Annotated in this window: 18 protein-coding genes and 6 pseudogenes; 13 read left to right on the top strand and 11 right to left on the bottom strand. The window is 53.4% G+C overall.

Annotated elements, in window-relative coordinates; all coding sequences use genetic code 11:
- Window positions 1–12: 12 nt before the first annotated feature.
- From JCM10550_RS20945 to JCM10550_RS14745, 8 genes and pseudogenes are all read right to left on the bottom strand, one after another.
- Window positions 13–1,101, bottom strand: coding sequence for a type I restriction-modification enzyme R subunit C-terminal domain-containing protein (locus JCM10550_RS20945; protein WP_281175426.1), 1,089 nt, complete (start codon window positions 1,099–1,101; stop codon window positions 13–15).
- Window positions 1,035–1,832 carry a DEAD/DEAH box helicase family protein gene (locus JCM10550_RS25365; protein WP_281175424.1) on the bottom strand — a complete coding sequence of 266 codons (798 nt, stop codon included), beginning with the start codon at window positions 1,830–1,832 and terminating at the stop codon, window positions 1,035–1,037. Before JCM10550_RS25365 ends, JCM10550_RS20945 begins: the two co-directional genes overlap by 67 nt.
- Complete coding sequence (locus JCM10550_RS25360; protein ID WP_218185249.1) at window positions 1,829–2,479, bottom strand: DEAD/DEAH box helicase family protein; 651 nt, start codon at window positions 2,477–2,479, stop codon at window positions 1,829–1,831. The genes JCM10550_RS25365 and JCM10550_RS25360 overlap by 4 nt, the downstream gene beginning before the upstream one ends.
- 412 nt (window positions 2,480–2,891) lie before the next feature.
- Entirely contained in the window at window positions 2,892–3,068 is a 177-nt protein-coding gene (locus JCM10550_RS14760) for a hypothetical protein (RefSeq protein WP_157200319.1), read from the bottom strand.
- Window positions 3,062–3,400, bottom strand: coding sequence for a DUF1016 N-terminal domain-containing protein (locus JCM10550_RS25355; protein ID WP_218185256.1), 339 nt, complete (start codon window positions 3,398–3,400; stop codon window positions 3,062–3,064). Before JCM10550_RS25355 ends, JCM10550_RS14760 begins: the two co-directional genes overlap by 7 nt.
- On the bottom strand, window positions 3,397–3,636 hold the full coding sequence (locus tag JCM10550_RS25350; RefSeq protein WP_281175425.1) for a hypothetical protein: 240 nt from the start codon (window positions 3,634–3,636) through the stop codon (window positions 3,397–3,399). The genes JCM10550_RS25355 and JCM10550_RS25350 overlap by 4 nt, the downstream gene beginning before the upstream one ends.
- A gap of 39 nt (window positions 3,637–3,675) precedes the next feature.
- Window positions 3,676–4,353, bottom strand: coding sequence for a 3,4-dihydroxy-2-butanone-4-phosphate synthase (gene ribB, locus JCM10550_RS14750; protein ID WP_062400205.1), 678 nt, complete (start codon window positions 4,351–4,353; stop codon window positions 3,676–3,678).
- Window positions 4,353–5,024 (bottom strand): annotated as a pseudogene (locus JCM10550_RS14745) (DUF120 domain-containing protein). The gene ribB and the pseudogene JCM10550_RS14745 overlap by 1 nt, the downstream one beginning before the upstream one ends.
- Window positions 5,025–5,182: 158 nt before the next feature.
- On the opposite strand from JCM10550_RS14745, the pseudogene JCM10550_RS14740 reads away from it, so the two are divergent.
- The 6 genes and pseudogenes from JCM10550_RS14740 to JCM10550_RS14715 all read left to right on the top strand — a co-directional run bounded on the left by JCM10550_RS14740 (window position 5,183) and on the right by JCM10550_RS14715 (window position 9,165).
- Window positions 5,183–5,889: pseudogene (locus JCM10550_RS14740) on the top strand (transcriptional regulator).
- On the top strand, window positions 5,889–6,947 hold the full coding sequence (locus tag JCM10550_RS14735) for a hydroxymethylglutaryl-CoA synthase (protein ID WP_062400203.1): 1,059 nt from the start codon (window positions 5,889–5,891) through the stop codon (window positions 6,945–6,947). Before JCM10550_RS14740 ends, JCM10550_RS14735 begins: the two are co-directional and overlap by 1 nt.
- Window positions 6,947–8,113 (top strand): annotated as a pseudogene (locus JCM10550_RS14730) (thiolase domain-containing protein). The gene JCM10550_RS14735 and the pseudogene JCM10550_RS14730 overlap by 1 nt, the downstream one beginning before the upstream one ends.
- Window positions 8,114–8,115: 2 nt before the next feature.
- On the top strand, window positions 8,116–8,505 hold the full coding sequence (locus tag JCM10550_RS14725) for a Zn-ribbon domain-containing OB-fold protein (protein WP_062400201.1): 390 nt from the start codon (window positions 8,116–8,118) through the stop codon (window positions 8,503–8,505).
- 205 nt (window positions 8,506–8,710) lie between these two features.
- On the top strand, window positions 8,711–8,947 hold the full coding sequence (locus JCM10550_RS14720; RefSeq protein ID WP_062400199.1) for a type II toxin-antitoxin system HicB family antitoxin: 237 nt from the start codon (window positions 8,711–8,713) through the stop codon (window positions 8,945–8,947).
- Window positions 8,944–9,165, top strand: a complete 222-nt coding sequence (locus tag JCM10550_RS14715) for a type II toxin-antitoxin system HicA family toxin (RefSeq protein WP_083475551.1) — start codon at window positions 8,944–8,946, stop codon at window positions 9,163–9,165. Before JCM10550_RS14720 ends, JCM10550_RS14715 begins: the two co-directional genes overlap by 4 nt.
- 191 nt (window positions 9,166–9,356) lie before the next feature.
- Here the strand turns inward: JCM10550_RS14715 and JCM10550_RS14710 are convergent.
- Window positions 9,357–10,288 (bottom strand): annotated as a pseudogene (locus JCM10550_RS14710) (class I SAM-dependent methyltransferase family protein).
- Between the two features lie 45 nt (window positions 10,289–10,333).
- Between JCM10550_RS14710 and hmgA the strand changes: the two are divergent.
- Window positions 10,334–11,562, top strand: a pseudogene (hmgA, locus tag JCM10550_RS14705) (hydroxymethylglutaryl-CoA reductase (NADPH)).
- Window positions 11,563–11,580: 18 nt separating this feature from the next.
- Here hmgA and JCM10550_RS23635 read toward each other — a convergent pair.
- Window positions 11,581–11,862 carry a GNAT family N-acetyltransferase gene (locus JCM10550_RS23635; protein WP_245619316.1) on the bottom strand — a complete coding sequence of 94 codons (282 nt, stop codon included), beginning with the start codon at window positions 11,860–11,862 and terminating at the stop codon, window positions 11,581–11,583.
- A complete protein-coding gene (locus JCM10550_RS23630; RefSeq protein WP_062400195.1) occupies window positions 11,820–12,050 on the bottom strand; it encodes a hypothetical protein in 231 nt (76 codons plus the stop codon). Before JCM10550_RS23630 ends, JCM10550_RS23635 begins: the two co-directional genes overlap by 43 nt.
- Window positions 12,051–12,137: 87 nt before the next feature.
- Between JCM10550_RS23630 and JCM10550_RS14690 the strand changes: the two are divergent.
- From JCM10550_RS14690 to JCM10550_RS14665, 6 genes and pseudogenes are all read left to right on the top strand, one after another.
- Window positions 12,138–13,411: pseudogene (locus tag JCM10550_RS14690) on the top strand (DUF1015 domain-containing protein).
- 175 nt (window positions 13,412–13,586) lie between these two features.
- Complete coding sequence (locus JCM10550_RS14685) at window positions 13,587–14,126, top strand: hypothetical protein (protein ID WP_062400193.1); 540 nt, start codon at window positions 13,587–13,589, stop codon at window positions 14,124–14,126.
- 221 nt (window positions 14,127–14,347) lie between these two features.
- Window positions 14,348–15,235 (top strand): hypothetical protein, encoded by an 888-nt coding sequence (locus tag JCM10550_RS14680; protein WP_062400191.1) that lies wholly within the window; start codon window positions 14,348–14,350, stop codon window positions 15,233–15,235.
- Window positions 15,235–15,777, top strand: a complete 543-nt coding sequence (locus JCM10550_RS14675) for a hypothetical protein (RefSeq protein ID WP_157200316.1) — start codon at window positions 15,235–15,237, stop codon at window positions 15,775–15,777. Before JCM10550_RS14680 ends, JCM10550_RS14675 begins: the two co-directional genes overlap by 1 nt.
- Complete coding sequence (locus JCM10550_RS23625; RefSeq protein WP_245619314.1) at window positions 15,765–16,664, top strand: hypothetical protein; 900 nt, start codon at window positions 15,765–15,767, stop codon at window positions 16,662–16,664. Before JCM10550_RS14675 ends, JCM10550_RS23625 begins: the two co-directional genes overlap by 13 nt.
- 6 nt (window positions 16,665–16,670) lie before the next feature.
- Window positions 16,671–17,486, top strand: coding sequence for a hypothetical protein (locus JCM10550_RS14665; RefSeq protein WP_062400187.1), 816 nt, complete (start codon window positions 16,671–16,673; stop codon window positions 17,484–17,486).
- Window positions 17,487–17,497: the final 11 nt, after the last annotated feature.

The raw sequence follows: 17,497 nt of genomic DNA, 5'->3' as shown, positions 1-17,497 counted from the left end.
GCACAATATCGCTCATACTGCAACTGCCTCGTTGAATTCCTGAATAAGAATGGAAAGTTGGTTATTGAAAATCCGATTTGCCCGGCCCCCCCATCCGCCATGGTCCGCAAAGACCGGGATGGTCTCAAAGTCCTCTTTATCTATTGAGAGATTCTCGATTAAATGTGAGCGTATTCTCCTGAGCCATACCTTCTGATCGGGGGTGAAGGTCTTGCCTGTTGTCACCGCATCACACGCCCGCCGTATCCGCTCTTCTGCCGTGAGAAGCTCGCTTTCTTCTTTCGCGGCATGCTTGACCATCGAGATAATATCAACGAGCGCCTTGTGATACTGCACCTTGTGCGCACGCTCAAGGTTTTCCAGAGTGAACCGCTGTGGGGTCGCCGCAAGCTTTTGCTTCAACTCACCAAGCGCATCCGTACTCCACTCCTGTGGACGGTCGAGGAGAATGCGTATCGCCTCAATTTTCTCAGGATTCTCCCGGACAAACTTGGAGAACTGGGTGAGATAGTCCACCGGTTTATATTCATTCCCGGCAGAGTCACGGACCACCCATGTCGATGAGACATCATCCTGCGTCCCATAGTCAACGATGAATTTCTTCGGCGGACGCGGATAGTTTTGCAAAAGATTCTGGAAATCACGGTCACGGAGCAGCTCCATCGTCCCAGTGAAATCGTTCTGAACCCTCCGTTCAAGACTGACGGCGAACTTTTTGAGATCACCCTTCTCCACAAAATTACTAAAGAGATCCCGTGCCTCACCCGACATCTCCTTATCGATGCGGTTGAGCCTTTTTACGAGCACACGAGTATTATATTCCCGGTCACGGTTATTCCATATCTCATCAATTATCTGTGTGATTGGTTTTGTCTCCCTCTTGGGTGGTTCGGCAGTGATACTGGTTACCTTGTTGAAGTAGTCCAGCAGCGATCCACCAAAACAGTCAAAGACCACAAAGTGGGACTTATCGGGATGGTGTTCTCCCTTCCGCGTCCCGCGTCCCAGCATCTGCTCGAAGAGGATACGAGACTTCACCGGCCGCAGGAATACGATGTATTCGAGATCGGGAATGTCCACACCTGTTGAGAGCAGATCCACTGTAACCACAATCCCCCCCGGCTGTTTCCGGTTCCTGAACTCCCGCAGGTGCTGAAGGGGGCGGTCCACCTTCCCGGTGATCTTCTGCACAAAGAAATCACCCCCCGGCCGAAGACATCGCGTGCCGTCTCAACCAGCTGATCCGCATGGGAGATATGGGAGATGTCCTGAGCGGCGAAGATCAGTGTTTTTGGAAACCGTCCGTACTGAGCTTCATGCTCAAGGGCATACCGCTGAATTTCCTCGATGATCTTTCGGTTGGAGTCGATGGACGTGATACTGCGTTCTACCTGCTCGGACGGAAATGCACGTTCGTCTTCCAGCACATCGAGCTTCCGCTGGCCGGTCACCGGATCAATGATATCAATGACCTCTCCCTCATTGAGGAAGATGCCCTCCATTCTCACGCCGGACTCAATATTTACGATATCATAATCGACTAGATACCCTTCCTTCACCGCCCGTTCGTAGCCGTATTCATAGACCTTGTGTTTGAAGTAGGCCATCGTATGGGTGGCGGGAGTTGCGGTTAGTCCAATCTTTATCGCATCAAAATGGTCAAGGGTATTTCGCCAGACAGAAATCTCCTGTGCGGAATATCCCCCCCGGTGACATTCATCCGCAATGATGAGGTCAAAGGCATGAATGGGAATGTCAATTTTTGACGCATCGTCTTCTGGTTTTTCATCCGAACAGAACTGAGCGGATTTTCCAAAGAGATTGATCGTCATGCGCTGGATGGTGGATACATAGACAAAGCTGTGTCCCGGTTGTGGATCGGTGAGATAGGCTTCGGGGGGGAGGACATTGGCATCATAGGCTCGTTTTCATCTAGATCACCCCCCCGATGAAACGCCTGACTGTATACCTCATATGTCTTGTCGAACTTTAGCCCCCCCTGCTCAGTCTCAAAAGAGGAGAATGCCCGGACAGCCTGTGCAGCCAGAGCACGCCGATCCACCAGAAAGAGGATGCGTTTGGCAGCCCCCCCTGCTTTCATCAGTCGGTAGATCAGGTTGACCATTGTGTAGGTCTTGCCAGTCCCGGTTGCCATCGCAACGAGCATAGTCCGTTTTTTATCATCAATCGCTTCACCAATAGCAGCACAGGCGTCCCGTTGATAGGGGCGCATCATGGAATTGTCCGGCACAGCAAAAAATTGCGTGCAGGCATCATCTGTATCGGCTTGGAGACGTTCAATCAGGGCATCTGGCGTATGAAATGAGGAAATCTGCCGTGAGCGGTTGAGAGTATGCCGGACATCATGGTGCCAGGTTACCTCGCCGTTAGTGGAGTATAGAAACGGTGTATGCAGTCCATCATAATTGAATGAATGTGATGTCATGTCACGGGCATACCGTTCTGCCTGAAGAAGCACACCTTGGGGCCGAGAGAGAGCCGCTTTGCCTCAACAACACCAATGATGGCACCATCCATACACAGTGCATAGTCGGCGGGGGCCTCTTTTGGTTGGATATTCTTCGATAGCACATCTATCGTATGCAGTGAGATCCTTTATCTCGGTAAATGGAACAACCTTCCATCCCGCCGCCTGTAATTTTGGATCGATCCGTTTTTACGGGTTTGTTGCTCGCTCTCTCCCATTTAATTGCCTCATGGCTGCTAAATATTGAATTAAAATAAATTCAAGCCAATAATGAACTCGTTCAGCACCATACATCAACTTTATGGAATTTATATGATATTGCTCAATAATCATCAACAATACTTCAACATTAACTCCTAAAAGGCGTTGAATTGATTCAACAGAAAAGAAAGTTGAAAAAATCTCAGACCGTAAGCGTCTTTTTCAGGTGATCTCCCTGCATCAACCGGCGGGCAACGTGTAAATTTCGGGAAAACGACTTCTTTGACTCAACATTCTTTTTCATATAGTGGAATATTCCTTTTGAGAAACCCGGTTTCTTCCCGGTCAGATAGTGCGCCAGCTCCCTGCCCTTCAGCACCCGCTGCTTCCCGACATAGGCAAAGCCTGCACCAAGTTCCACCCGGAAATGGGTAATATGCTCAATAAGCCTTGTTCCAGTTCTCTCTCGGTATATTCCGGGGGGGTGAGGGACAGGAAATCAAACTTGTAGGGATCTTTGATTATCTGCTGTGCCAGGTCGGACTGCGGTGCGGGAAGGGTCGAGGAAAAGTTGGAAATTTCCTTCCCGTTGCGTGCGTAGAGATTGCTTTCTATCTGATGTGTCAGAACATTCCTGCTCCAGTTGTTCTCAATTGTTCTCCTGACATAGAAGAGGGCTTCATCAACAGTATTGCACTTGGAAATGATCACCCGGTTGTGCCCCCCCACGGGATCCGGGTCAAAAGGGGGGGCACAGCCTGTGCCACTTTTTCGTCTCCTCCAGCGGCAGGCAGAACACCCGATGCAATTCGGTCACAGGCTGTGACTGAATTTGACACCTCATTCCCGTAAAACAGGTACCACCGGCGGATAAACCGAAGATTTGTCTCAGTAAATCCCTTCATCTCCGGAAACTCTTTCATTAAATCATGACTGCAAAAAGAGATAAAAATGGGAGGTATTCAATGGATTGTATATTTCGTTCTTCAAACAGACTTCCGAGCATCCCAGGCAGCCTGCACTTCACTGCCCTCAAGGAATACAATCCCGTGCTCTTCCCCATACCGGCGTGCATCCTCTTTGGTCAGAGCCTTCCCGGTCGTCTCATCCAGCATCTCACAGATCGTGACCGCAGGCGTAACACCCGCCATCTCTGCAAGCGCAATCGAAAGTTCGGTCTGGCCTCTGCGCTGATCTAAGAGATCGTCTGCCGCCCGCAGCAGTGCCATGTGGCCCGGCGTCCGGAACTCCGCGGCAAAGTCGTCTCCGCCGCCGTTCAGCGTCTTTTCCACCTGATCTGCCAGACGGGTCACCGTGAGTGCCCGGTCATTATCCGTGATGCCGGTGAAGGTGTCGCGGTGGTTGACCCAGAGAGAAAAGGACGAATGGTTGCTCCGGTCATACGGAATGTCGCCTTCCTGCTCCGCCAGATGCGTCGGCTGAAGAATCTCGCTTGCAAACGGCAGACCGAAATTCTTTGCCGCCTGTGCATGCAGAGCCGTGCAGATCAGCCCGCCGCCGTCCTTTCTCATCCGGACAATATGTTCCGGCCTGACCGCATCCGATCTGATGGCAAAATCCGTCTCTCCTTCCCGATCATCAAAATCGAAGAGGAGCACAAACTCTCCCCCCCTCCTGAACGCTTCCAGTCCTTTCTCTATCATTATCGTGTCACCTCAATGGTTACCTGTGCCCCCCCGTCATCCGTTCCCAGCACATCCCGCAGCCGGACCTCGGAGATCAGTTCAATAATATCCTCCGGGTAATGGGTCCTTCCCGGCTTGAGAATTGCGCAGGGATATCCGTTGATCGAACACTCCAGAGCTTTCGCCCCGCCAAATGTCCGGTCATGGTCGGTAAAGCCTTCTATCTCCGTCCATTCCATCGCATCGAGTTTGCGACGGGTCTCGATGCTTGCCGGACTGAGTTTAATATTAAATGTACCGGGATACGGAGTGATACCCAGCTTCTCAGAAAACTGGCTCACGTAGCCTTCAATGCCTACGTAATAGCGTCCCTCTCCCAGTCCGCTGATGAGTTCCCCTTTCAGGAAGTAATGCCTGTCGTGCGTCTCAAATATGCGGCGGTACGCGGCATATTCAACCCTCAGATGCTCCTCCCCCCCTGCTGCGGTGACCGTCACATACTGACCGTCCCCCCCCATGGTCCGGGTGATCAGGTGGGCGTTTTCCAGGGAGATCAGTCTCCGGGAGCAGTCTGCGGGCTGATGGACAGTTCCTGTGCAAGACTCTGCGAAGAGACCGACACAGCACCGGAAAGCCCCCCCTAAAAGGGCGATCGCTTTCAGGCAGATCAGGTCATCGGGTGCGATCATCGTATATCATTTTTGGTATGTATACCATATATGGGTTACCATCCCGCCATACCTCCCATACTACAGGGCGGATATACATAATCCCCCCCGAAGAATGTCGTTGAATGCCGAAATGCCCTTCGTTAATTATATAATACCGGCGTGCAAAGAGTATATCTATGAAATCCGCACTGCGGACCCGTCTTGCTGAAAAAATGGCAGGAGAGATCACACTATCTGCGTCCCCGGGAGAGGCCATGAAGAAATGGCGCCTTGCATTCAACATCGCCCCCGGAGTACTTGCAGACGAGCTGAACTTCTCTCCGTCGGTCATCTCCGATTACGAAGGTGGCAGACGCAAGAATCCGGGTACTGCGGTTGTTGGAAAGATTGTTGACAGCATCCTGAGTATTGATGAAGCGAACGGTGGCAGACACATCCGCAAGTTCGCCAAAATCCTCTACAATGACTTTGATCCTGATGTCATCTATGACATGCATGATTACAACATGCCGGTTCCGCTCACCCGGTTTTGCAGTGCGATTGCCTGCACGCATCTGGTGGGTCCTGTGGATCAGCAGATCTACGGATATACGGTTGTCAACTCGGAAAACGCCATTCTTCAGCTTTCAGCCAATGAATTCAACCGGATTTATGGCTGGAGTACGGAACGGGCGCTAATCTTTACCAATGTATCAACCGGCAAATCGCCGATGATCGCAATCAGAGTGACCCCCATTCAAACCGCGCTGCGTGATTCTCCAGGGAATCTCCCCTGAGGAAGTGCATCCGCTCGTTCCCCCGCCTTGCTGAGAGCGACCGGATCACCCTGCTGTGCACGGAAATGGATGTCAATGAAATTGTCGATATTCTGAGGGAAGAGTAATGGTAGGAATAATTACATACGGCGCATACATCCCGCGCTACCGTATCAAAACCGAGGAGATTGCCCGGGTATGGGGGGGCGCAAACGGCGCTGAGATTGCCGCAGGCCTCGGTGTGAAAGAGAAGTCGGTTCCCGACCTTGACGAAGACACGATCACCATGTCCGTTGAAGCGGCACGCTATGCCCTTGCCCGCAGGGACATCCCGCGTGATGCGATTGGGGGGGCCATCTACGTCGGTTCAGAGTCTCACCCCTATGCGGTGAAACCCAGCTCTGCCACCGTCGGTGAGGCAATCGGTGCCACACCCGTGATGACCGCAGCAGACTTTGAATTTGCCTGTAAAGCAGGCACCGCCGGTATCCAGACCTGTATGGGTATGGTGAAGTCAGGCATGATCCAGTACGGCTGTGCCATCGGTGCAGACACCGCACAGGGTGCACCCGGTGACGCACTCGAATACACCGCCTCGGCAGGTGGAGCGGCAATCTTCATCGGTGAAGACAACCCGATTGCAGAAATAAACCACACCTGTTCGTTCACGACAGACACCCCTGATTTCTGGCGGCGGGAAGGACAGACCTACCCCAGCCACGGTGGCCGTTTCTCCGGTGACCCGGCATACTTCAAGCATGTACAGGGTGCCGCACGCCTGATGCTCGAACAGATGGGCACCGAACCGTCTGATTATGACTATGCCATCTTCCACCAGCAATGCAAAGTTCCCCCCCGGAAGGTATCCGGTATGCTTGGGTTTACCAAAGAGCAGATTGGCCCCCCCGGTCTTGCGGTTCCAACCCTTGGAAACACCTATTCCGGTGCCGTCCCCGTTGGAATCTCCGCCACCCTCGATGTGGCAAAACCCGGTGAGCGTATCTTTGTCACCTCATACGGATCCGGTGCCGGGAGCGACGCCTTTGACATCACCGTAACCGATGCCATCGAGTCTGATGTATTCAACCGGTCTGCCGCACCGACCGTGAAAGAACTTCTTGCAGACGGGAAGTATCTGGACTATGCACTGTACGCCAAACACAAAGGAAAAATAGTGATGCAGTAATGAGAGAAGTAGCAGTTGTCGGAATTGGCCTGACCGAATTCGGCGAAAGGTGGGACACATCGTTCCGGAATCTCTTCGTAGAGGCAGGTGCAAGTGCCCTGGAAAACGCAGGGGATGAGCGGCGACCAGATTGACGAAATGTTTGTCGGAAATATGAGCGGTGGACGGTTTGTCCTGCAGGAACACATCGGTGCTCTCATTGCAGACCATGCCGGTCTCACGAAAAATCATATTCCGGTGACCCGTGTGGAGGCCGCATGTGCCTCCGGTGGCCTTGCCTTCCGGCAGGCATATATGACAGTCGCATCAGGCATGCAGGACATCGTCATTGCAGGCGGTGTCGAGAAGATGACCGATGTCGGCGGCAGCGAGACCACCGACGCCCTTGCAGGCGCAGCAGACCGTGAATGGGAGGGCCTTGTCGGTGCTACCTTCCCCCCCGGTCTCTACGCGATGATTGCAAACGACTATATCCACAAGTATGGCCTGACACGGGAGCAGCTTGCGGCGGTCTCCGTCAAGAACCACCGCAACGGTGCCCACAACCCGATGGCGCAGTTCAGAAAGGAGATCTCCATTGAGGCTGTGATGAGATCAACGCTTGTTGCAGACCCGCTGCGGCTTCTGGACTGTTCCCCCCCGGTAACCGATGGTGCTGCCGCAGTTATTCTCTGCCCGATGGAGATGGCACGCGAGTCACCGATACCCCGGTGAAGGTGCTGGCATCATCACAGGCAACGGATACCATATCCCTGCACGACCGCCGGGACTTTTCCACGCTGGACGCAACGGTTGCCGCAGGCAGACGGGCATTCCAGCAGGCATCCCTTACAACGAAGGATATTGACCTCGTTGAAGTGCACGACTGTTTCACCATCGCTGAACTCTGCGCCATCGAAGACCTTGGCTTCTGTGTAAAGGGAGAGGCAGGAAAACTGACCGAAGACGGCCAGACCGCAATCGGCGGTTCAATCCCGGTCAACACATCCGGTGGTCTGAAGTCATGCGGCCATCCGGTCGGTGCAACGGGTATCAAGCAGGTCTGTGAGATTGTCGCCCAGCTTCGTGGAGAGGCAGTCGGCCGTCAGGTCGATGCAGAGATTGGTATGACCCACAACGTCGGCGGAACGGGTGCGACCGTTGTCTGTAACATTCTGGGGGTCTAAAAATGTCAGTCCCACGCTACTGGAGAAAACAGCAGAACCGGTATAACCTGAAGGGCAACAAATGCGAAACATGCGGACGGTATTTCTTCCCGCCGCGTGCCATCTGCCCGGAGTGCCGGAGAGACGGAAAGATTGTTGATTATGAATTTTCCGGGAACGGTACGGTGCGTACCTTCTCAGTAATCCGAACGGCAAGCGACGACTATGATATACAGACGCCCTATGCGATTGCGATCATAGAACTCGAAGAGGGCACCTGCATGACAGCGCAGGTGATCTGTGATCCTGATGAGATTGCTATCGGCATGCCGGTAAAGAGCGTGTTCCGAAAGATTATCTCCGAAGGCGACAGCGGCGTCATCGTCTACGGCACAAAGTTTGTGCCCGCATAAACCACGCGAAAATAATCTCTATCCCCCCCATTTTTTGCAACACACGTATCTGCCAGGAGAATATTCATCAGACCGGTGTTTATCCATATATTTTATGGGTCTGCATCCTTCTCCTCCCTTCTTACGGATACAAGGATGCCCCCCCTGTATGGATGACAACAACAATTAAATAATGTAGTTGAAAGAATGCTTTCAGGTGTCTGTTATGGAAAAATCATATAATTTCCGCATTATGCTCAGAAAGGAACCCGAAGGCGGGTATACCGCCTCTGTGCCTTCTCTTCCCGGCTGTGTTACCTATGGGGAGACCATTGATGAGGCTATTGAGATGACCAGGGAAGCTGTTGCACTCTACATCGAGAGTCTCATTGAACATAATGAACCCGTGCCATCTGAGGAAGATGTGTTTGAATACAATCTCCAGATAAACGCACTTGCATGAAACTTCCTACCCTGAACCCCCCCGGAAAGGTCATACGGATACTGGAGAAGAAAGGGTTTGTTCTGGACAGGGTAAAGGGGAGTCACCATATATACATACATCCTGAGGGAAGGCAGAGGGTGGTCATTCCGGTACATAAAAAAGACCTGCCCAAAGGCACCCTGATGGAGATACTAAAACAGGCTGGTATAACAAAAGAAGAACTGGCCGATCTTTAGGATAATCCGGGGGGGAATGTGCAGGTCTGAAAAGGCCCGCTGGTGTATAATAGATATAGGTATGCTGAGGATTGCTGCGGCATTCTCCGGATGACATTTCTCCCATAATGCCGGGGGGGCGGTGGCAATCCCGTATTTGTTCTTTTCTCCCGTCAACAATATCCAAAAAAATGTATGATCGGTTCCGGTATTCATTTCCCGCTACGGGTAATGTCATACACCGCGTGGTGCTGTGCGGCGGAGTATGAACGCACCCGGTGTTCTTTTGCAATCGTGCAGGGATACGCTTCAATCATCTCACGATATTCCCCCCCTTCCATTTCCTGCATTGCATAGAGATGTATCGTGCCGCCCGGCCGCACAAGACGCACAGCCGTTTCAAAGAAGGGCACCGGACTCATGGGAAGATTCATGATGATACGGTCAAACGAACCCGTGGTAAGGATCTCTCCCAGATGCAGGGCATCCGCAAGCATGGGAATGACATTATGGCGGTGGTTTATCCGGATATTTTCTTCCATCAGGAGGACTGCACCGGGATTCAGGTCGCCTGCAAAGACAATTTCTGCCTTCTCTGCGAGGGCGACGGCAAACGGCCCGACACCCGCGAACATATCGCAGACCCGTTCACCCTCTTCCATCAGGGAGACGATTCGCTGCCGTTCATTTGCGAGACGTGGCGAAAAGTATGCGGCTTCCAGATCGATTTTCAGCCGCATACCGTATTCGGTGCACTCTGTGGCGGTCACCGGCACTCCTGCCAGCACCCGGAATCCCCCGTGTCCGGTACTCGCCGGAAACGGGGGGGGTCTCGGCATGCAGCACCGTATGAAGGGAAGGCCGTGATCCGAGCAGCAGCTCTGCTGCCTCCGGGTCATCGTCCTGCATGATGGCAATGCCTCCCACCAGATCGTGCCGGGGAAGGGGGGGTATGGCTTTTACATTTGCTTCGCATTCCCAGCGTTCGGTTGCACGGGCAGGATCAGTCACCGGAAAGAGCAGAAATGCCCCGTCACGGGCGGGTTTGAATGATGTGTCAAGGACACCGTCACTGATCAGTTGCTGTCGTATGGGTTCCCCCCTCTCTTACCGGCACGCGGACGCACCATTGTTCCTGTTTCACCTGACCACCTCCATTTATTGTCTTTCTCTTCTATGTGATATGTACATGGATGATTATATACAGCGGATACGGGATGGTTCGCTGAAACTCCACGCGCTGGAAGCAGAACTTCCTTCTGATGAGGCAATATCTGTCCGCCGTTCCTTTATTGAAGAGGAGACAGAAGTCTCTCTGTCTGTACTGGGTGAGTATGCCATCACAACCGAGCGTGTCACCAAGCGCAACTGCGAGAATATGATTGGCACGGTTCAGATACCGGTCGGTGTGGCAGGCCCTCTGCAGGTGTTGGGCGAGTATGCGGACGAGGCATATTACCTGCCCCCCCTTGCCACCACCGAAGGTGCCCTCATCGCCTCGGTGAACCGGGGGGGATGCCGGGCCATCACCAAGGCTGGCGGTGCGGAGGTGCGCATCCAGCGGGACGGCATGACACGGGCACCGGTCTTTGCCTGCGACAGTGTGCCGCATGCGGTGGGAGCGGCCCGCTGGGTGGAGAATCATTTTGCTGTCCTTGCAGAGGCAGCGGCCACCACCACATCACACGGCCGTCTGGAACGGATCACGACCCATATCGCAGGCACCAGTCTCTACGTACGGTTTGAATTCTTCACCGGCGATGCGATGGGGGGATGAACATGGTCACCATCGGCAGCGAGAAGGCAGCGGAAGTCATTGCGGCAGAGACGGGCGTTCGTCTGGTCGCCCTCTCCGGAAATCTCTGCACCGACAAGAAACCCTCTGCGGCAAATGTGGTGATGGGCAGGGGGGGAAAGACGGTGGCAGCAGGAGTGTTCCTCTCTGATGCAATGGTAAAAGAGGTCTTCAAGACCGATACGAAATCCCTCACGGAGGTCAATACCCGCAAGAATCTGGTCGGGTCTGCCCGTGCCGGTTCTCTTGGGTTCAATGCCCATGCGGCCAATGTCATCGCGGCCATCTTCCTCGCCTGCGGACAGGACCCGGCACATGTGGTCGAGGGCAGCAATGCGATCACCACGGTTGACCCGGTGGACGGCGGAGTCTACGTCTCGGTGACCCTTCCGTCTCTTCAGGTGGGCACCGTGGGCGGCGGTACGGCAATCGAGACCCAGCAGGCATGTCTGCAGATGCTCGGTGTCGCAGGCGGCGGAGATCCGGCCGGGGGGGCCAATGCCAAGGCCTTTGCCGAGATCATTGCCGCAGGCGTGCTTGCAGGAGAACTCTCCCTGCTGGGGGGGGCACTTGCGGCGGGCCATCTGGCACGGGCGCACAAGCAACTCGGGCGGGGGGGATAACCGCAATTTCCTTTTTTCTCAGGTAAACCAGCGCATCATCAGGATGGCGTCTTCGCCGTCGTTGTAGTAGCTGTCCACCATGAAGACCTGGGCATACTCATGTTTCTGGTAAAAACGCTGTGCGCCAAGGTTTGAAACCCGCACCTCAAGCTGCATCGCTCCTGCCCCCCCGAGAACCATGCATTCAAATTCAATGCGCTGCAGGAGCTTGCTCCCGGCCCCCCCCTGTCCCTGGGAAACTCTCCGAACCGCGATATTCATGATGTGGCCGTAGACCGCGTCCCCCCCGGTGTCCTCCATCCCGGCGGAGACGAAGCGATAATACCATTCCCGTTTTCTGCGACGAAGAAGAGACCGGGGTAGAGGTATAATGCGTCCCGGAATGCAGATTCATCCCATGGATCCGGGAACAGTTCGTGTTCGATTGCACAGATGCCAGGCAGGTCAGCCTGCCGGGCCCGGCGAATATGGATGTCAGTGTTCTGCATTCAATCTATACTCCGTTGCGGATACTCATATTTAATTTAAAGATCAATAAATAACGCACCCAAACCTTACAGGCAGGAATTTTTGTTATGGTCCAGATATTTAGTTTCAAGGCGTTTCGCCCTCCGGCAGCAGAGGCACAACAGATAGCCTCGGTCCCCCCCTATGATGTGGTATCCACCGAAGAATCACGCGCAGCCCTTGCAGAGAATCCCCAGAGTTTTCTGCAGGTCATCCGCTCGGAAGCAACCCTTCCCGCAGATACCGACCCGGCAGCACCGGTGGTCTATGAGACCGCGGCAGCAAATCTCCATAAACTGATTGACGAAGGTCTTCTCCTCCAGGATGCAGAGCCGGGCATCTATCTCTACCGTGTCAAGCAGGGTGGCAGCATCTACACCGGGTTTGTTGCAAACGTCAGTGTGGACGATTACCGGGACAATAAAATAAAGCGCCACGAGCATACCCGCTACGACAAGGAAGAGGACCGGACCCGTCACATTGACACGACGGATATGCACACCGGTCTTGTTGTCCTTCTCTACCGTGACCCCCCCGGTGAGATCTTCCCCCCTATATTGCCTCCCTTGTTCCGGAAGGTCTGCCCGACGGTGTCGCAAAGAGCAACGGTGCGGTTCATGAGGTCTTCCGCATTGCTGACCCGGAGGCCATCAGCACGATGCAGGAGATGTTTGCAGGCGTTGATGCCTTCTATATTGCAGACGGCCACCACCGTGCCAAATCATCCGTCAATATAGCGGACAAACGCGGTGAGGAAGGACGGCTTACCCCTGAATCAGAGCGGTTTATGGCCGTTATCTTTGCCGAGAACCGGGTGAAGATCCACGGTTACAGCAGACTGGTGCGGGATCTCGGAGACTACACCCCCCCCGAGACGTTCATGGCAGGGCTCTCCGAGACCTTTACCGTGAAGCCATACGGCGAGATTGAGGATACGGTCTTTAGCATCCCGCCGCTTGCGGAGTCTGCAACGCCGGTCCATGTGATGCATATGTATATGAACGGTGCCTGGTACGAACTCTCCTGCCCGGTGGACCCTGCGGCAGACCGGATTGCCTCCCTTGACGTATCCCTTCTCCAGAAGACGGTCCTTGAAGGAATGCTGGGCATCACGGATCCCCCCCGTGGTGACCCACGCCTGCAGTATCTGGGTGGCGCACGGCCGCTGCGTGACCTGCAGACCCGTGTGGATTCCGGCGAGTTTATTGCTGCGTTCTCCATGCAGCCGGTCCATGTGGATGATGTGCTGGGAATTGCAGATGATGGCGGCGTGATGCCTCCCAAGTCCACCTGGTTTGAACCCAAACTGCTCAGTGGCCTTGTGCTGCATTCACTCGAATAATCCTTTATTTTAAATATTTTATCTATCCGGTTCCGATAATTTAAATATCAGGCCAAATCGAAAAGATATTCCATTGCCGGGCGTTATATCAATCTTTATTAGCTGGTATTGCAAAACATTCACTACGGAAGGCTTTCTTTATGAGTAACTATGGGGGGGGGTTCTCCTGCTGCTCATGGCGGTGGCATTCTGCTGCGGCTGTGTAGGGGGGGAAGGTTCGATATTTTCATGGGGGCATTCCCAATCATTTGGTTCGGAAACACCCGATGAGCGGAGCATGGGGCTGACCCTTGACGAAGCTCTGGCTGACCTTGCCGTCAGCCAGAACGAGGAGATGATCTCGTTTGAGAACCAGTCATTTCTTGCAGTGCGGGGCATGCAGATGGCCGGGGACGGGCGTGCATCGTCCTGGACCATTTTTGTACGACCGGCGAATGAGGAGAGGACCGTTGTTCTGATCTATACCGATCAGGGTTGGAGTGAGTATGACTGGGCCCGGAGTATTGAGTATCCGGCCTTTGATCCAACGACGGTTCTCGCTCCCGGCGAACTCTTCCGTCTTCACGAAGATACGCTCTCAGGATATTTCCGTGAAGATGCCACTGAGGCGGATCTCTTCCTCAGTAACGGAACCTATGTGATGACAATCTACGGGCCGGATACCTATGAGACGTTCCGATCTGATGCATATACAGGGGGGGAGTGGATGCAATAAGACGAATAAAAAATGAGGATGCCATCCTTTCAATCGATTTTCTTGCGGGATTTACGGTATTTATTTTATCCTGATCATGGTCCTGTCGCTTGTGCCGGGGTTTCTTGCAGGCATTCAGAGTGAGAATATTGACTATGATGCCGTTGCCTACCGGACATCGGTGATTCTGGTGGAGGATCCCGGAGCACCGGAAAATCCGTCATGGAATCTGATGGGGCCTTATGGCATGGAGCACAAGGCAGACATCCAGCGTCTGGGGGCTTGCCGTCTCCAAGGAGACTCCCAATATTCTTTCACGGGAGAAAGTAAACAAATTCTTTAATCTCATTCCGAATTTCACGTTCACTGCCGAAGATTACCGGGACAAGGTCATCTTTGGTGAGCTCATGTATCTCTACAACATCTCTCTTTCCACCGGTGGTGACGTATATTATGCAGAAGGCGGTGACACGGTGCCGACCTTCCAGTATGGGTATATGCGGCGCCTGGTCAAGGTGAAGGAGCCTTCCGTTGCGGCAATCAATTTCACCAGCTATGCTTCCGGGTATTATGCCGGAAATCTTGATGCAAACGAGACCAGTGTCTCTGAGGATTTTGCAGTGCATATCCCGTATGATGTCCTTATTAACCGATCGGTGAACCCTGCGTACCGGATTGATCCCCCCCAGTCCGAGCGGCTCACGATTGATCTGACGGGTATGCTTCCCTACCTGAATACGACGGGGGATATTGCATCGATGACATTTACCGGTATGGAGCTCTCGAAACAGCTGGATGACGGCAGTATGATTGTCATACCGGGTCTCAATCCGTATGAGAATGATACCTACTCGCTGAAAGTTGACGGGGGGGTGCCGGTTCCTGCGATTGGTGCTGCGGAGTCGGTCGACGACGGTTCGATGATCACCATGGAACTGTATCCGCCGCTGCCGTTCTCCAATGAGATCACCAGTTCTCTGGATCTGAACTTTTCGTTCTCGTATACGTTTTCGAATAATATGACTCCCCCCCATCGGTATCTGAGCGGCATACACCCGTACGACTATAACCCGGCCAATGTGATACAGCCACAGCTTGTTGACGGTGTGATGGAGGTGGCGGTATGGTGATGAATGACGAGGGACAGCTCTATACGATTGAGGGCATTACGGCGGGAGTGATCATGCTTGTGACGGCGTTTACGATATTTAATTCCGGCCTGATCTACACGCCGGGGGGGGATGCGCATATATCGGATATGCAGATGCAGCAGCTGGGGGGGTATGACGCCCTGCAGATGATGGACACGCCGGAAGATATGTCTCCTCTGTCCGCAAGCCCGCTTGCGGAGATGATTCAGAACAATGAGGGGGGGACGGAGTTCGGGAATACGTTCTCCTCGTATCTAAGATCCGGGACCGGCACCACCGATATTGTTGACAGTCTGGAGTTCAATGCAACGGTCTATAACAGGGTGACCTCTGTTGGGGGGGGAGATACGGTGAATTCCTATGCCTTCAGCCATTCAACCGACAGTCCAATGAGTCAGCTAACCCGTGAACCTGCGATCAGTGTGACCCGGTACGTCTGGCTGCCGGACAGACCGTTTGTATCCGGTTATGACGCCGGTGAACAGCTTGTGCTTTTGGAGGTGCTTATATGGAGACGTTAAACGACGACGGACAATGGATTGTGATGATGGGGGGGTTTATCGTTGCAATCGGTATGTTCATGCTTGCCATCGTCATCAGCCAGGCACCGCTTGTCGGTCAGACGACCGCCGAGTCGGTGATGGAGTTCCCGAAAAATGAGGTGCAGGACCTGCGGGGGGGAAACTGGAGTCGATGGGGGGGAATACTGCCGGGGGGGATTTCCGGAATCAGTGATCGTGAAGATCTTCAGGAACGCTTCCGGGGGGGGACATCGCCCTGCTCTCGATGTCCCGCAACAACGCGATTGCAAATTATTCTGTGGACGGGTCTGAATGGACAGCAGCGGGAACGTATGAGGATATCTTTTATACCTATCACCAGATTGACATCCATTACAACAACGGCATCACCGAATATACCGAGCACTGCTGTTGCCGGAGAGGAGGCCATAGGCATGACACGAATCTATAGAAATCTGGATGATGAAGGCGTCTCCATGATGACCGAATATCTCTCCATCACCTCCCTTTTGGTGTGCATGTTTGTCATCATGATGTTTGTGGTGAACGCAGGTCTGATTGAAGGGCCGTCGGATACGCTGAAGTATCACTCGTATGTGGATATTGGAAACGGGGGGGTGAGTGTGCGTATGGTGGACCTGTATGCCATTGCACCGGGGGGGGACGGGACCATCCGGACCCAGTTTGATCTCCCCCCCGACACCGTGGCGGGAGAAGAATATGATGTGATTCTGGGCGGAATTGAAGAGAGCCAGTATATTTCGGTTACCGATGGATCGGTCCTTGCCGAGGTTGCGATCGCAGGTATCGGTGCCAGCAGGGGGGTCACCGGCCGGACCACAGGCAGCGGATATAACATAATTACCTATAACTCCTCAGGGGTGTGAGTTTCAATGAAGACATGTATACGGAACGATGAATCGGGGGTATCCGAAGCTATCGGGTTTATCCTGATATTTACGATTGTGATTTTGGGAATCTCAATTGTGACGCTCTACGGCTACCCGGTGCTTGCAGATGCGAAAATAAGTTCGGATGAGAAGATCATGGAGCAGAATATGATCGTTCTCCAGAACGATATCAAGATTCTGACCCGGAACAATGTGCCCTACCGTGACACAACCATTGGTGTCTCGGGCGGCAGTATGTTTGTGACCAATTCGACTGAGGCAGAGAATGGGGCGGGTGAGCATTTCGCAATCACCTACCTCAATACATCCAGTGGAATTCCTGAAACCACCCCATACTATCCGGGATCGCTGGAATTTATCTCCGGGGAAGGGACGGCCGTGGTCTCGGTTTCCAATGGTGCGGTGGTCAAACGCCAGCAGGATCAGAGTGGTTCGTCCATGATCTCCAATCCCCCCCGCTGGTTTTATGATGGGACCGAGGGGGGGACCCTGGTCATCTTTATGACCAGTATTACCTCACCGCAGGAGATGACCCTGGGGGGTATCGGGACGATTCAGATGGCGATGCTTGACGCACCGGTAATCCATGACTTCAGTTATCTCCCCCCCGGAACAAGTGTAGTAACCGTTGAGTATTTTCCTGACCCGGATGATGACTATTCCCGTGCCTGGCAAAGCTACCTGACCGGTCCTTATATCGGGCAGGAAAAATTTACCGAAGTATCTCCGAATGTATACACACTGCCCGTGAAGCGTCTGGTAATAAAAGAATATACCGTTGAAATTCTGGGAATATAATCTCCCGATTC

The organism is Methanogenium cariaci JCM 10550 (genome assembly GCF_001315945.1).
GTDB classification, from domain to species: domain Archaea; phylum Halobacteriota; class Methanomicrobia; order Methanomicrobiales; family Methanomicrobiaceae; genus Methanogenium; species Methanogenium cariaci.
Note: the sequence above shows the minus strand (reverse complement) of the source record. Positions and strands in the feature narration are given on the sequence as shown.